The organism is Psychrobacter sp. A3, assembly GCF_028823565.1.
Classification (GTDB): Bacteria; Pseudomonadota; Gammaproteobacteria; order Pseudomonadales; family Moraxellaceae; genus Psychrobacter; species Psychrobacter celer.
Map to the genome: position 1 here is coordinate 1 of NZ_JAPEHS010000034.1, position 15,760 is coordinate 15,760.

Here is a 15,760-nt window from a genome sequence, read left to right on the forward strand (position 1 = left end):
TTGATTGCCAGCAGTATAGTTACTATCGTTGCTTTTATAGACATCAATAGGCTCACTTGGAGGCAAATGCTTATTTTGCTTATGACTAGGATCTTCTTGACTCATAACGTTACTCAAATTTATTAAGACTTTATGGTAAATAACTTCAAGGACTAATGATAAATCTAACATAGCCGCGTATTAGAAGCTGTAACGACGAGGTAAAAATGCAGCCAGTAAGCTATCGTCGATTCACTGCAAAAATGACATCGTGCTACTGGTATAAATTTTCCTTGCGTGCTGTTATCACAGAGGCTGCGCAACATTCACTCCAGTAGCAGTCTTCAATTTATCACCATGTTATTTTGAACTGACTATACGTTTAGGAGCCTAAGAATAATAAGAAGAAATGGTGATAGGTTTGAGGTGTCAGCCTACCAGCCGACAGGGTCGATATCTAAAGTCAGTTTTAGATATTTAGCGCTGGGTAGCGCCAGTACGGGTTGCCACCAGTGGTTCAGTACTTGGTGGAGCTGTCCGCGCTCTTTGGCGATGAGAAGTAGCTGGGCATGGTAGCGGCTGTTTTTTTTGCTCATGGGCGCATCGATGGGCCCGAGCACGGCCAAATTGTGGTTACTGGGCAAGATAGCGATGGCATCTTTGAGCGCTTGCATGGTGGCGGCTAGGGTTTTGCCTTCGCAGCGAATCAGCGCGGCATGGGTATGAGGCGGCAGTCCCATCATTTTGCGCTCTTGTAGTAGATCCCGCGCAAATGACAGATAGCCGTCTTTTACCAGCTTTAGCAGTAGCGCGTTGTCAGGCTGTAGCGTCTGGATCAGCACGCGTCCAGCCTTGTCGCCGCGTCCTGCTCGACCGGCGACCTGAATCATCAGCTGCGCGGTATGCTCAGGCGAGCGAAAATCTGCGGACAAAAAGCCGCGATCGGCGTTGGGCAAGCACACCAAGGTAACGTTTGGAAAGTGATGACCTTTGGCGACCATCTGCGTGCCAACCAAGATAGCAGGATCACCTTGATTGATACGCTGATAAATATTTTCCCAGCTGTCTTTGCGCCTTGTGGTATCACGATCGATTTGAATGATCGGGTAAAGCTCTTTGCTGGTTTGCGGATTGGCAAAAATCGCGTGCAAATTTTCGCTAAGCCTGGTCGTGCCTATACCTTTGGCATCCAAGTTTTGACTGCCGCAGTCAGGGCACACCGCTGGAATATAAGCTTGCCAGTCGCAGTGGTGGCATTTGAGATAGGCATTACTGCTGTTTTGGCGGCTATAGTGTACTGTTAAATGCGCATCACAGCGTGGACAATCTGCTTGCCAGCCGCAAGCTTCGCACAATAAGACAGGTGCGTAGCCGCGCCGATTTAAAAACACCAGCACCTGATCGCCAGCTTCTAGGGTTTGCCGTATTGCCCCAATCATGGCGTCTGTCAGTCCAGTATCGTAGCGGGCGCCGTCGTCTGTTGTCTGCTGGTGCGTACTTTGCAGACGCGCATCGATAAGCTGCATGGGCGCAGGCTTGGCATTGCCTGGCCGTGTCGATAGCTGACATTCTATGAGTTTGCCATCATCGACCAATTTTAGGTGCTCAAGCGAAGGGGTGGCGGTACCGAGGATGACGGGGATGTTGTATTGCACGCCGCGATAAAGCGCGACATCTGCGGCGTGGTAGCGCAGGGTGTCTTGCTGCTTATACGAGCCATCATGTGCCTCGTCAACGACAATCAACCCTAAATCGGCAAAAGGATAGAGCACTGCTGAGCGTGTGCCAATGATGATTTGGGCGTGTCCTGTACGGCAGTCTTGCCAGCCCTGCAGGCGGTGGGTGTTGTTCATGCCAGAGTGTAGCAGCACGATATCTGCGGCAAAACGGCTGGCAAAACGGGCGCGCGTCTGCGGTGTCAAGCCAATCTCTGGTACCAAAATCAAAACCTGTTTGCCCGCCTCAAGTACCGCTTGCATGACTTGTAAATACACTTCGGTCTTACCGCTACCAGTAATGCCGTTTAATAAAAACCCAGTATAACGGCCAGCTTTGTGAGCGGCGATGATGGTGCTGACCGCCTGTTGTTGCTCGTCATTGAGATCAAGTGGCAGTTTGGCCAGTTTGACAGGCGTCGGTGCTTGTTTTGTCTCGATATAGCGCTCGATGAGTCCTTTTTCTTCCAGTGTCTTTAAAAAAGGCCGCTGCATGCCTTCTAATAATAAAACGTCTTCGCTGGCACCGCGCTCGCCGTGCAATTTGAGCATATCAAACTGCTGTTTTTGTTTTTTGGCATTGGGATGAAAGTCGTCATCAGTGATGTTCGGCAGTATGCGCCAGTGCGTGATCAAAAGGTCTAGCGGCTTGACGCACCAGCGTCGGCAAGATCACGCCAAACACATCGCCCAGTGGATAGTGATAGTAGCGTGCCAGCCAGTAAGCAAGCTTTAGCATCGCCGCGTTTAAGATAGGCTCGTCATCCAAGCATCGATAGATAGATTTGAGCTTATTTAGTGGTACGCTGCTATCGGCGGCAGCAATATGAGCAACCACGATACCGATAAGTGTCTGGCGACCGAAAGGAACTTCGACACGGCTACCGATTGCTGGACGCGCGCTAGGCTCAGCGGTGGCCTGCGTAGCTGCTGGCAGGCGATAGTCAAATACCCGGTAAAGGGGCACAGGTAGAGCAACTTGTACCAACATAAAAGGCGTCGCCGTCTTATTAGAGAAGTATCATTGCCACAGACGATGATTTACATGGTCGGCATAGGCAGCGTTAGGTACTAAAGTCGAAATAACGCCGCATTAACCAAAAATATTTGAATATTTAGTAGGGCGTGTTGAACAGTCACAAATAGTCTCTGTCAGTGCCATGGTTGAATGTTCAACACGCCCTAGACTCTATTCAGCTATTCACTGCTAAAAACCAATAAGCTTAGCAGGGTGCTAAGCTTATCGTTACAACACAGATCTGAGAGGTAGGCTTACTCAATATACATGATGGCTTCGATCTCAACCACGCCGCCCTTTGGCAACGCAGCGACTTGTACCGCCGCGCGCGCTGGGTATGGCTCGCTTAGGTTGGCGGCAAACACATCGTTGAGCACGGCAAAGTCGCTTAGATCGGTCAAAGAAACGTTGAACTTCACCACGTCACTTAAGCTACCGCCAGCGGCTTCACAAACGGCTTTTAGGTTGGCAAATACTTGCTTGGCTTGTGCTTCAAAGCCTTCTTTTAGCTCCATGGTGTCTGGGTCAAAACCCAGCTGACCTGAGACATAGACAGTGTTGCCAACTTTGACGGCTTGTGAGTAAGTGCCAACGGCGGCAGGTGCTTTGTCTGTTTGGATGGTTTGACGAGTCATAGGATATCCTTGTTATCTGTTGTTAGATGGGTTTATCAGTTGGATTTTGAGCATACAGTGACAGCCTGTACTGTCTTGCTGCAAGCTGCCCAGTTTAGCATTGTTTACTGCTTTCTAAAAACCTCTGAGCATCGCGCCGCGTTTTATAATTTGCCGCGTCATCAAAAGCCGTCAAAAGCTGCTTGTGCGATCGTCAATCCGATATAAACATGACTTGATAGCCATGTGTCTGATTTATTTGGATTCGACGATAGAGCGACACATCTGGCCGCCATTTAGCGCTATAGCTGATATAGACGGATAATATTGGGGAAGCCGAGTAATGAGCGCAGCTCGCGGATACCCTGCGCTAAGTGGTTGCGGCTACGTACCACGATATGGAGGATGGTATCGCTGCTGCGAACATCGATTTTTTCGACGCCTATATTGAGCTGGCGCAAGTGATAAATCACTTCACTGATTTGCTCATCGCTCAAGGCAATAGAGAGTTTAAGATAAGCGGGGAAACGAACCTTACCGTTATTTTTGATCCCCGTCTCGCCCGCCTCGCTTTGGTTGACAGCTTTATCGCTGCGCCAACGCAGTTGAATGACCTGATAAGGATTGTCTTTACGAATGTCATCAAGCGAAAAACACTTATGACGATGGACGACCAGACCGTGGCGCGATAAATGACCGACAATAGGGTCGCCGTAGATTGGATGACAGCAGTTGGCAAAGTTGATCTCAACCCCTGAGGCGTTGGCGATCAGCTGCTGCGGCTGGGTCATGTCATCGCTATTCTCTTGCGCGTGTAGGTCGTTGACTTCGTCACTAAATAAACGGGTAACGACCAGCTGAGGCAGCAATGTGCCAGAGCTGATTTGCTCAAATAAGGTGTTTTTTTCTGTCAAACCGCGCCATTCAGTTAGGTTTTTCCAGTCGCTGTCTGTCAGATCGTCAAGGCTTTTTTGATAAGTCTTAAGCGCGCGATCTAAGGCTTGCTTTCCATGATGCTGTTTGTCAGCAGCGGACAAGTCTTTAAACCAGCGCAATATCTCTTCACGGGCCTTGTTGGTGGCTACAAACCCAAGCCACTCTGCTTTTGGCTCTGAGTGGTTGTCGACCTCGATTTCAACCAGTTGGCCATTTTTGACCACCGTGCCCAGTTTGGCTTTTTTGCCATCGATGTTGGCGCCGACAGCGACGTTGCCAACCATCGGGCCGACAGCATAAGCAAAGTCTAGGGCGGTGGCGCCTTGCGGCAGCTCGTAGGCTCGGCCTTTGGGGCTATAACAAATGATTTTGCTAGAGTGTAGGTAATCCATCAGCTCGTTAATGGTAGAGACGGCCGCCGAAAAGTCAGGATTGCCATCATTTAAGCTGTCTTCTTCGACCAAATCCTTCATGTTACGCAAGGACGCTTGAATGACCGATTGACTGACATCAGAGGCGTGCTCAGCACCGATGACCCCAAGCCTTGCCGCGCTTTGCATTTGCTTGGTCAAAATCGTAACTTTGACCACGTCATTGTCGCGCTCGTAGATGAGCGTCAGCGACTGATTGCCACCTGGCAGCGGGCGGCGAATATTATCAGCAATATGGGTGTCGTCGATTTGGTATTTTTTGATCAGATAATAGGCGAGCTTATCGCAAGCTTCGATATTGTCGAGTACGATCTCAAACGCATAATGACGCAATAGCGCATTGATTTCGCCGCGGTTGCGAAAAAACTGTCGGTAAATCACCACGCGGTTGTCCAAGACCTTGACCAGACCGTTTAGATCTAAGTTATTTAACACGATACTCAGATAGCGATGAATGGCTTCTCGTTGAAAATTGCGCCCCAAGCCATGCTGCAACAGCTTATCTGAGAGCTTGTTGTACATCTCAGAGTCAAGGTTGCGATAGCACAGTACCTCGATATAATCGGCGATGTCATTGAGACCCATCAGCCGCGCAAAGGGCACATAAAAATCCAGCGTTTCTTGTGCGGTGGTGCGCTGTTTTTCTGGGCGCACCGCATCCAATGTCGACATGTTGTGCAGGCGATCTGCCAGCTTGATGATCAATACTCGTGGATCTGCGAGGGTCGCGGTCAAAATCTTATGAAAAGTGGCAGCTTTGTGTTCTTAGCTTGGTGACACCATCGACCAATCTGGCTACGGCTTTGCCATAGCGCTCGGCGATTTGCTCATCACTGACCTCAGTATCCTCCACCGTATCATGCAAAATCGCCGCAATGATGGTATCTCGATCCAAACGAAAACCTGCCAATATCTCAGCGACCGCAATAGGGTGGGTGATATAAGGCTCCCCTGATTTGCGCTTATCCTTGATATGGGCGATGTCACCAAACTCACAGGCATCAATAACATCACGGCGCTCGTCGGCAGTGAGGTAGCCTACTGAGCGCAATAAGTTATATTGAGCCTCATCGACTAGGTGATGACTGAGTTTGGGCAAGGTTTGAATCATAAAGTGACGATCCTATATTTGATGACTGGGTTTTATGACCAGTTTTTATGGCTGCTTTTTATGGCTAGGCAACTGCGATAACAATCAATCATCGATCAAGATAAGCGGCGGCTGACAAAATATGAGCTCTTTATAGAAAACGCGAGAGTGGGAGCCGTGCACCTTCTAATTAATCGTAAATCGCATTCAATGTCAACAGCTAAGCAAATCGCGCGGCAAAAAATCTAAAAAATCCTACTCAGTGGTATATTTTGGGGTCTCAGTGGTGATTACAACTGATACAACCAAAAAACCACAGCCTATGCTGTGGTCTCTTTTGTCAGGGTGATATAACGGCTTTTGGGACATATATAGCCCGCCTTAATCTGGTTGGTCTATCAAACCACGATTAAAGATTAAAAGCTATGATCACCTGACAGGGCTAAGTCTAATGAGCTGGTTGCAAAGTTATGCTCTGGCTGATTTAAAATATCGCGGGTGATTTTGCCAGCAGCAATCTCACGTAATGCCAAAACCGTTGGTTTGTCATTATCGACATCAACCATTGGCTCAGCGATACCTTTGGCCAATTGACGGGCGCGCTTGCTTGCGACTAAAATCAGCTCAAAGCGATTATCTACGTTATCTAAACAATCTTCAATCGTCACTCGTGCCATAAATAGCTACCTCGGTTGTTTTTATTAAGTGGCGAAGATGGCCGCCACTCAATAAAAATAATATCAAAAATATATAAAGGGGGATAGCTAGACATTATAGCATTTTTTGCCCCGCCGCGTCGTTGCTTTTTTATCTCTACTGCGCAAAATCTGGCACGCCGCCCTTTTAATGTGTTCATTTGTCTGATGTTTTAGTCTGCCTGAGTGCCGAGCAAATTGGCAATGGTGCGATGGTAGCGCTGCTGCTGGCGGCTTAGGGTCTGCCTGTCAGCGACGATAATGGCCTTTAGCTCAGTCAATGCCACCTCAAAGTTGTCATTTATAATCACATAATCAAAATGGACGTACTGCGCCATTTCCGTCACTGCACCGGCCAAACGCTGCTCGATGACCTCCATCGAGTCTTGCGCGCGTGTCGATAGACGCTGACGCAGGGTGTCGATACTGGGCGGTAAAATAAAAATCATCACCGCGTCCGTAAAGATTTTTTTGACTTGTAGCTCCACGCCTGCGTCTAACTGCGCCCGTACGCTTTGCTCTGAGGTGCCATAATAGTTGCCAAACACCTCGGCATGCTCCAAAAACTGATTGTCATGGATGGCGGCGACGAATTTGTCGACATCAGTAAAATGATAATGCTGACCATCGACCTCGCCTGGACGCGGCGCGCGCGTGGTATGTGACACACTGACAGTCAAGTCATTGGTGGTAGCCAATAGCTGTTTTACCAGTGAGGTCTTGCCAGTACCTGAAGCGGCGGTGATGATAAATAGTGAACCTGTCATACAGTGTGTCCTAGTAGCGAGTGCCCTAATAAATATAAAAAGCTGGTAAAAAGAAAAATCGCCATCATTTATGGCGATAGCAGGGTTGATTGGTACCGTGATAAACAGCCGTTACGCATAATAAAGCACCTGCCCATCAGTAGGCGGTAGTCACATGACTACCACTTACTAACTGTGACCAGCGCAGGAATTTCAAAGGCAATAAAAGCAAATTATGCTACAGTAACGCATGGGTTTTATCCCAAACCTTCAATCAAAGCTTACTCCAAGCTGTTGTGAGACGTTTTATATAGTCTTAAATACAAATTATCTAATGATAGGCCTTTTTATGCAAATTTATCTTGCCAATCCGCGGGGATTTTGTGCTGGTGTCGATCGCGCTATTGCGATTGTCAACGAAGCATTGACACGTTTTGAGCCGCCCATTTATGTCCGACACGAGGTGGTACATAATAAATTTGTGGTCTCAGACTTGGCCAATCGCGGCGCGGTATTCGTTGAAGAGTTGGATGAAGTACCAGATGGCTCCATCGTTATCTTTTCAGCACACGGAGTATCAAAGGCGGTCGAGGATGAGGCTGAGCGCCGCGATTTGACGGTATTTGACGCTACTTGTCCGCTCGTCACCAAAGTGCATATCGAAGTGGCAAAGTTTGCACAAGAGGGCATGGATGCTGTGCTGATCGGCCATGCTGGACATCCAGAAGTCGAAGGCACCATGGGGCGATTTAACCGTAGGCATGGCGGTCAGATTCATCTGGTCGAAAATGAAAGTGATGTGGCTGCACTCAGTGTCCAAGACGCTGAGCGCCTAGCGTTTGTCACCCAAACCACACTATCGATGGATGATACCGCGCGCGTCATCGATGCATTGCGCGATAAGTTTCCAAGTATTCAAGGTCCCCGTAAAGACGATATCTGCTACGCCACCCAAAACCGCCAAGATGCGGTCAAAGATTTGGCGGGCCGCTGTGAAGTGGTGTTGGTCGTTGGCTCACCAAACTCATCAAACTCCAACCGTCTGCGCGAGCTGGCCGAACGTATGGATTGCCGAGCGTATCTGATAGATAATGCCAGCGAGATGGACAAAAGCTGGCTGGAGGGTGTGCAGAGTATCGGGGTGACGGCTGGTGCCTCAGCGCCGGAAGTCCTGATCCAAGAAGTACTAAAGCAGCTACAAGACTGGGGTGGCGATTTGCCAAGCGAGCTATCGGGTATCGAAGAAAACGTGACGTTTAGCCTGCCAAAAGCACTGCGCATTCCGGTCACTCAAGTAGGCAAGTGATATGAGTCAACAGCAGCCAAAAACAAAGTTTGTCTTAGCAGAAGCCACGCTAGATGAGATCAACAAGCAGCTAAAAATCAATACCTTTGTCACCATCGTCTTGGTGCTGTTGCTGCTACTCAATACCGCTCAGTTTATAAAGGGTTATAGCGTCTTATATGGCGTACTGATTGCGGTGATGGCGTTTTTTCTATTTATCATGGTCAAGAGTCGCACACTGCTGACCATGCAAAAACAACGATTGAGCAAATAACGTATGCTTATCGAATCCCGCAACACGTTACTCCAATCAAGCTCATATAAGGTACACGTCGACGATAAGTCAGGCAAGATCAGCCAGACAGTTTGCGGTCATAAATAGTGTACTTTAAATACAAAAGAGAATCGAAAATATTAAGGAAAACTATGTCAGCGTATTACAAATTGGTCAAACGCGAACCATTGGCAGAGGGTGTCAGTGTCGCGCATTATCAGCCGACCCAGCATGCACAAGGCGCTTGGAATGAGCACGAACAGCATATGGCCCCAGCCACTGGGGTGCTGAGCGCTGAGCTGCAAGGGTATGCGCCGCAAAAAAACATGCGCATTGCTCGTATTAGCTTAGATATTTTGGGGCTGATACCGCTTGATGAGTTTACCATCACTACGCGCTGTATTCGCCCAGGTAAGACCATCGAGCTTGTCGAGGCGGTAATGAGCAGCCGTGGTCGAGATGCCATTATTGCTAGGGCATGGCGACTGCTGACGCAAGACACCAGCGCCATCGCTGGCATTGAGGATCAACCAGCACAGCATAAGCCAGAAACGTTGCCTGCTTGGGAGGGTATGAAAGGCTGGCCGGGCGGCTTTATCGAAAGTGTGCGCTTGGTGGCCGCTCCAGATCGCCGAGAAGGTCGCGGCATGGTTTGGATAACCAACGATGTCGAGATGGTAGAGGGCGTACCCACTGATGATATGGTGCATCTGCTGGGCATGGTCGATACTGCCAATGGCGTGGTACCAAGACTGGGTTTAGGGCTGTCAAAACTAGAGTGGATGTTTCCCAATACAGACCTGCAAATCCATATGCACCGTGTCCCTAAAGGTCGCTGGCTCGGTATCGAGGCAGTACAGCAGTATGGCGCTGATGGTATCGGGCTGACCAGTGCTGTGCTCCACGATGTGCATGGCCCCTTTGGTCGTAGCGAGCAAATACTGACCATCCGCCCGATGCCGCGCTAGTATAAAGGAGGTGAGCGAGCTTATACGCCGCATTCGCGACCATGCTAGCTATGCTGGTCATATTAACGAAAGCAAGGCAGAGTCAGAACCATGCAATTATCGCAAAGTATTCTATAGTTCTGAAAAATAAAATGAAATAATGTGATTAATTGATTATACAAAACAATATAAATCAGTTGTAATAGTAATCAAGCAAAGGCTAGGTAAGATAACTGCACAGGCAGGTTACTATGAACAAAATTTATCTGAACAAGAATCACCGATTTTCAAACAAACTGACGAGGATTCTAGATGTACTGCTAGAAGCGTATTCAGTATAAGTTTGGCACTTTCATTTGTTTTTACAGGAGTATAACCATGAGTGATAAAAAATGCCCTTACGCCCCGACCCAATTGACCATGGGTAATGGCGCACCAGTCGCTGACAACCAAAACAGCATGACCGCAGGCAAGCGCGGCCCATTATTGGCTCAAGATATCTGGCTCAATGAAAAGCTTGGCAATTTTGCCCGCGAAGTGATTCCAGAGCGCCGTATGCATGCCAAAGGCTCAGGCGCGTTTGGTACCTTTACCGTGACCAACGACATCAGCAAATATACCCGCGCGGCTATTTTTAGCGAAGTGGGCAAAAAAACCGAGATGTTTGCGCGCTTTAGTACTGTGGCAGGCGAGCGCGGCGCGGCCGATGCAGAGCGTGACATTCGCGGTTTTGCTTTGAAGTTTTATACCGAAGAGGGTAACTGGGACATGGTCGGTAACAACACGCCTGTGTTCTTTTTACGCGACCCACGCAAATTCCCAGATTTAAACAAAGCGGTCAAACGCGATCCACGTACCAACATGCGCTCAGCGACCAACAACTGGGACTTTTGGACTTTATTACCAGAAGCCTTTCACCAAGTTACCATCGTCATGAGTGATCGCGGCATCCCAGCCTCGTACAGACACATGCATGGCTTTGGCTCACACACCTACAGCTTTTGGAATGAAGCGGGCGAGCGCTATTGGGTGAAGTTTCATTTCCGTACGCAGCAAGGCATCAAAAACTTAACCGATGACGAAGCTCGTGAAGTCGTCGGTATGGATCGTGAAAGTAATCAAAAAGACTTATACGATGCTATCGAAAAAGGCGATTTTCCGAAGTGGAAAATGTACGTGCAAATCATGCCAGAAGCTGAGGCAGATACCGTCCCTTATCATCCGTTTGACTTGACCAAAGTATGGCCGAAAGGGGATTATCCGCTTATCGAAGTGGGTGAGTTTGAGCTAAACAAAAACTCTGACAACTATTTTGTCGATGTCGAGCAAGCTGCGTTTGCACCTAGCAACCTAGTCCCAGGTATCAGCGTCTCACCAGATAGAATGCTCCAAAATCGCTTGATAAACTACGCAGATGCCCAGCGTTACCGTGTCGGTGTCAACCATCAGCAGATCCCTGTCAACAAACCGCGTTGCCCTGTGATGAGCAACCACCGTGATGGTCAAGGCCGCGTCGATGACAACTATGGCAGCCGCCCACACTATGAGCCAAACAGCTTTAGCCAGTGGCAGGAGCAGCCTGATTATGCCGAGCCACCCTTAAAGATTGATGGCGATGCGGCGCACTATGATTTTCGCGAAGACGACAGTGACTACTTTAGCCAGCCACGCGCGTTGTTTCATTTGATGAGTGCTGAGCAGCAGCAGGTCTTGTTTGATAATACCGCCAGAAACATGGCAGGCGTGCCAGACTTTATCCAGTATCGTCATATTCGCAACTGCCACTGGTGTGACCCTGCGTATGGTGAGGGCGTGGCCAAGGCTTTGGGCTTGAGCGTCGAAGATGCGATGGCTGCCCGTGACGCTGATCCAGTGCGTCATCTGCCAAGCTGTCTATAAGCCGCGACGCATCGCTTGGCGCGCCTAGAGGTGGCAAGCGAGGCAATGCCACTCAATGCTAAAAAATCATAAAAACCGCTTAAGCCAACTTAGGCGGTTTTTTTGTGGACGATTTTTATGGCCAATCTTGGTTTTTGCGGTATTTTGGCTTGAAATTTTTGCCTGTGCCCCTATCTGATTAACCAGCCTAACAGTATTTATCGCCCAGCCTTTATGGCCAGAGATGCCATACTGTTGGTATTGGAAATTTGTGATTCACCGCTGCTGATGACAGCATCTTTGGTATGAATAATAGGAGTTTTTATGAGTGAGCAGACCCAAGTGGACAATCAAAGTTCCGCTGATGTAAAAAAACACAGTTTTGAAGCAGAAGTCGCCCAGCTACTGCACTTGGTGACCCATTCGCTATATTCTAATGCCGATATTTTCGTTCGTGAGCTGGTCTCCAACGCCTCGGACGCTTGTGATAAGTTGCGCTTTGAAGCCACCAACGATGACAGCCTTTATGAAGACGACGGCGAGCTTAAAATTCGCATCGATGTCGACACCGAGGCCAAAACCATCAGCTTTATCGATAATGGTATCGGTATGAATGAAGCCGATGCCATCGAAAACCTAGGTACCATCGCCAAATCAGGCACCAAAGCTTTCTTAGATAAGCTGTCTGAGTCGCAAAAACAAGACGGTCAGCTGATCGGTCAGTTTGGGGTGGGTTTTTATTCAGGATTTATTGTGGCCGACACCATCACCGTTGAGTCGCGCAAAGCTGGTGAGCCTGCCAATCAAGGCGTCCGCTGGGTATCTGATGGCACGGGAAGCTTTACGGTTGAGACCATCACAAAAGACACTCGCGGCACCCGTATCACGCTGCACTTAAAAGAAGAATACAGTGAAGGTGAAGACAACTACCTAGACCGCGGAAAGATCAAGCGTTTGGTCAACAAATACTCAGATCACATCAGCTTGCCGATTCAGATGCGTAAAGAAGTTTGGCAAGAAGATGTCAAAGAGGAAGGGGCGGACGAAAATGATAGTAGCGACGCACCAGCCGGCGGCCAGATGGTCTTGACCGATGAGTGGGAAACCATCAACAAAGCCAGTGCGCTGTGGACACGCTCAGCATCTGAAATCGAAGATGATGAATATATCGATTTTTATAAAAACATCACTTATGACATGGACGATCCGCTCACATGGACACACAACCGTGTCGAAGGCCGCGTGCAGTACACCCAGCTGTTATATATTCCTAAAAAAGCGCCAATGGATCTGTACACACGCGAGCAGCAGCACGGGCTAAAGCTGTATGTCAAACGCGTCTTTATCATGGATGAAGCAGAGCAGCTACTACCGATGTATCTGCGCTTTGTCAAAGGGGTGATCGACTCTGCTGACTTACCACTGAACGTCAGCCGTGAGCTGTTGCAAGAGTCACGCGATGTAAAATCCATCCGTGATGGTAACGCGCGCCGCGTACTGACTTTGCTGGCAAGCCTTGCCAACAGCGAGGACAGCGACAAGCAAGAAAAATTTGCGCAGTTCTATAGCGAGTTTGGTGATGTCATCAAAGAAGGCCTAGGCGAGGACATGGGCAACCAAGCGCGTATTGCCAAGTTGCTGCGCTATGCCACCAGCACTAATGACAAGGTCGAGACCAGCTTTGAGGACTATAAAGCGCGTATGAAAGATGGGCAAAAAGCCATCTACTATCTCACGGCAGACAACCTCGCTGCTGCCAAAAACAGCCCGCAGCTTGAGTTGTTTAAGAAAAAAGGCATCGAAGTGATCTTGATGACCAGCCGTGTTGATGAGTGGGCGATGAACTTCTTGACCCAGTTTGATGACACGCCGCTACAAAACATTGCCAAAGGTGCGGTAGATTTGGGCGATTTGCAAGACGAAGAAGAAAAAGCGGAAGCGGAAAAGGCGCAAGAGGCCATGAAGCCAGTCGTTGATAAACTCAAAACGACCCTAGGCGCACGTGCTAAAGACGTACGCGTATCGAACCGCTTAGTCGATAGTCCTGCGATACTCGTTACTGCAGAGGGTGAGCTGTCACCGCAGATGATTCAGATGCTCAAGCAAATGGGTCAAGAAGTGCCAGAGACGCAGCCTATCTTGGAGGTCAACCCAGAGCATCCGCTGATCAAAAAACTAGAAACCAGCGAGCAGTTTGATGAGCTGGCGCAAGTGATTTTTGATCAAGCACTATTGGCCGACGGTGGTCAACTTGACGACCCAGCCGCGTATCTAAAACGCGTCAACGAGCTATTGATGAAGTAAACACGACTGATATCAGTGACTAATAAAGGAGGTCTTGTACTCAAGGCCTCTTTTTTTATATGTTTTTATGTAAATATAGCCGAATTTTACAAATCAGCCTTATCCTCTTAGGCGACAATCCGTTACAATCGCGATAGATTAGCGCGCTAAGCTGTTTGGCTGGGTTTTTTATTTTTAACCCTGTTTTATCGTCAATTAGGGATAAAACTGCTGCCGGTACACCGTACAAACATTAGGGCGTGTTGAACATTCAATCATGGCACTGACAGTAAAGCGTGCTATCCTTGATTTGCATTATTTCTCTCGACTGGCTAGAGGTCTAAGTCTTTGTCACTTGCGTCGTTAAAAACCGTATCGCTTCAGCGTTTTTCGCTCAATTTCGCGGCCAATATCATTGCAACCTTATGGATGCTAGTAGGCTCAACGCGGGCGTTTTCTTGGGTCAAGCCTACGTTTATACAGTTTGCTGTTTTTGCGCTATTGGCGCTGGGCAGTAATGTGCTGTTTTCGTGGCTGGCAGCCGAAAATGGCAGCGTGTTTAATGAGCAAGGACTGGTCAGCTATCTTATTTGGCCGATGATTATTTTGCTCGGTGGTATCATCTTGGCACGGCGAGAGAGCAATCAAGCCTTGGTGTTTGTGCCCGTGGTGCTATGGCTGGTCGCGGATACGTTATCGGCGCTGCTACAAAGCTTGGTACAGTTTTTGGGCAGTCACGGCTGGCTACCTGACTGGAGCTATTCGTTTTTACCTATTTTATTTTTGCTGCTTTTTTTGTGGCAGACACTGGCACTGCTTTGGATATTTTCGCGGCGTCTGCGTATTCCGTGGTGGGAGCGTATCCTTGTGCTGCTCGGTGCGGTGGCGCTTTTGACTATCTGGCAGCGTAACGTCGCTGATCAGCCAATATTTAAACAAATCTCTATCGAGCCTGTGCTAGAGGAGGCGGCGCTCTATAAGCAGCCGCGTTTGCTCCAAAACGCTCTAAACAGTATCGATCCGGGTATCACAGGCAAAACCGACTGGTATTTTATGGGTGTGGCGGGGTTTTCTGAGCAAAATGTATTTCGCTCGGAGATCAATAAAGTCCGTGAGCTGTTTGATGTGCGGTTTGGTACCAGTGGTCGCTCGCTTGCTTTGATTAATAATACTTATAGCTGGCTAGATGAGCCGGTGGCGACCAAGACCAGTATCTTGCGCGGGCTAAAAAAAATTGGCCAACAGATGAATACCGATGAAGATGTGCTGTTTATGACGCTCTCATCACACGGCACCGAAGACCTGATACAATTGGCCAACCCGCCGCTCGCCATGGAAAACCTCGACGCGGCATGGCTGCGTGAGGCACTGGATGCGTCTGGTATTCGCTGGCGAGTGATTGTGGTGTCTGCCTGTTATTCTGGCTCGTTTATCGACGAGCTGGCGTCGCCGACTACAGTGGTGATTACCGCCTCAGCTGCTGACAAGATGTCGTTTGGTTGTACCAACACCGCTGAGATGACTTACTTTGGGCAGGCGTTTTTTGCCGAGAGCTTGCGTAGCAATACCAGCTTTGCGGCGGCCTTTAAAGACGCAAGGCGGCGGGTTAGTGAGCGCGAAAACCTGATGGGCTTTGAACCCTCTGAACCGCAAATGGCCATCGGTAGTCTAATGGAAACGGCGCTGCCAGCCTTTGAGCAAGTGCTGTTTGATAAAACGCGGCCGCCAGTGGCACGCATTATAGAGAGGGCTGGCATCGATACCGCACCTAAAAACTCTGCCCGTCCAGCAGTCGCCGCTATTGATGAGATACGTTGATCTTATCAATATAAAACAGCATGGCCCATGTATTCTCTCGTTAAGCGTCAT

9 protein-coding genes and 2 pseudogenes are annotated in these 15,760 nt (G+C 48.8%); 6 read left to right on the plus strand and 5 right to left on the minus strand.

Annotated elements, in window-relative coordinates; genetic code table 11:
• Nucleotides 1–413: 413 nt before the first annotated feature.
• From NK638_RS06630 to gmk, 5 genes and pseudogenes are all read right to left on the minus strand, one after another.
• Nucleotides 414–2,685: pseudogene (locus NK638_RS06630) on the minus strand (primosomal protein N').
• 281 nt (nucleotides 2,686–2,966) lie between these two features.
• Nucleotides 2,967–3,347, minus strand: a complete 381-nt coding sequence (locus tag NK638_RS06635; protein ID WP_075100471.1) for a RidA family protein — start codon at nucleotides 3,345–3,347, stop codon at nucleotides 2,967–2,969.
• 281 nt (nucleotides 3,348–3,628) lie between these two features.
• Nucleotides 3,629–5,804 (minus strand): annotated as a pseudogene (locus NK638_RS06640) (RelA/SpoT family protein).
• 395 nt (nucleotides 5,805–6,199) lie between these two features.
• The gene (gene rpoZ / locus NK638_RS06645; RefSeq protein ID WP_068403827.1) at nucleotides 6,200–6,460 is read right to left on the minus strand and encodes a DNA-directed RNA polymerase subunit omega; all 261 of its coding nucleotides are present in this window, start codon (nucleotides 6,458–6,460) and stop codon (nucleotides 6,200–6,202) included.
• Nucleotides 6,461–6,651: 191 nt separating this feature from the next.
• Nucleotides 6,652–7,245 carry a guanylate kinase gene (gmk, locus tag NK638_RS06650; RefSeq protein WP_274632396.1) on the minus strand — a complete coding sequence of 198 codons (594 nt, stop codon included), beginning with the start codon at nucleotides 7,243–7,245 and terminating at the stop codon, nucleotides 6,652–6,654.
• 328 nt (nucleotides 7,246–7,573) lie between these two features.
• Here gmk and ispH point away from each other — a divergent pair, with 328 nt between their 5' ends.
• The 6 genes from ispH (at nucleotide 7,574) to NK638_RS06680 (ending at nucleotide 15,709) form a co-directional block, all read left to right on the plus strand.
• A complete protein-coding gene (ispH, locus tag NK638_RS06655) occupies nucleotides 7,574–8,530 on the plus strand; it encodes a 4-hydroxy-3-methylbut-2-enyl diphosphate reductase (RefSeq protein WP_192996069.1) in 957 nt (318 codons plus the stop codon).
• Nucleotide 8,531: 1 nt separating this feature from the next.
• Nucleotides 8,532–8,783 (plus strand): hypothetical protein, encoded by a 252-nt coding sequence (locus NK638_RS06660; protein ID WP_274632397.1) that lies wholly within the window; start codon nucleotides 8,532–8,534, stop codon nucleotides 8,781–8,783.
• 152 nt (nucleotides 8,784–8,935) lie between these two features.
• Entirely contained in the window at nucleotides 8,936–9,751 is an 816-nt protein-coding gene (locus tag NK638_RS06665; RefSeq protein WP_274632398.1) for a thioesterase family protein, read from the plus strand.
• Nucleotides 9,752–10,108: 357 nt separating this feature from the next.
• On the plus strand, nucleotides 10,109–11,629 hold the full coding sequence (locus tag NK638_RS06670) for a catalase (protein WP_274632399.1): 1,521 nt from the start codon (nucleotides 10,109–10,111) through the stop codon (nucleotides 11,627–11,629).
• A 303-nt stretch (nucleotides 11,630–11,932) separates the two neighbouring features.
• Entirely contained in the window at nucleotides 11,933–13,912 is a 1,980-nt protein-coding gene (gene htpG, locus NK638_RS06675; RefSeq protein WP_274632400.1) for a molecular chaperone HtpG, read from the plus strand.
• A 327-nt stretch (nucleotides 13,913–14,239) separates the two neighbouring features.
• On the plus strand, nucleotides 14,240–15,709 hold the full coding sequence (locus tag NK638_RS06680; protein ID WP_274632401.1) for a C13 family peptidase: 1,470 nt from the start codon (nucleotides 14,240–14,242) through the stop codon (nucleotides 15,707–15,709).
• Nucleotides 15,710–15,760: the final 51 nt, after the last annotated feature.

Bases quoted from the DNA above. Each gene is read 5' to 3' on its own strand.
- NK638_RS06635 (WP_075100471.1), bottom strand. From the start codon at position 3,347: ATGACTCGTCAAACCATCCAAACAGACAAAGCACCTGCCGCCGTTGGC.
- rpoZ (WP_068403827.1), bottom strand. From the start codon at position 6,460: ATGGCACGAGTGACGATTGAAGATTGTTTAGATAACGTAGATAATCGC.
- gmk (WP_274632396.1), bottom strand. From the start codon at position 7,245: ATGACAGGTTCACTATTTATCATCACCGCCGCTTCAGGTACTGGCAAG.
- ispH (WP_192996069.1), top strand. From the start codon at position 7,574: ATGCAAATTTATCTTGCCAATCCGCGGGGATTTTGTGCTGGTGTCGAT.
- NK638_RS06660 (WP_274632397.1), top strand. From the start codon at position 8,532: ATGAGTCAACAGCAGCCAAAAACAAAGTTTGTCTTAGCAGAAGCCACG.
- NK638_RS06665 (WP_274632398.1), top strand. From the start codon at position 8,936: ATGTCAGCGTATTACAAATTGGTCAAACGCGAACCATTGGCAGAGGGT.
- NK638_RS06670 (WP_274632399.1), top strand. From the start codon at position 10,109: ATGAGTGATAAAAAATGCCCTTACGCCCCGACCCAATTGACCATGGGT.
- htpG (WP_274632400.1), top strand. From the start codon at position 11,933: ATGAGTGAGCAGACCCAAGTGGACAATCAAAGTTCCGCTGATGTAAAA.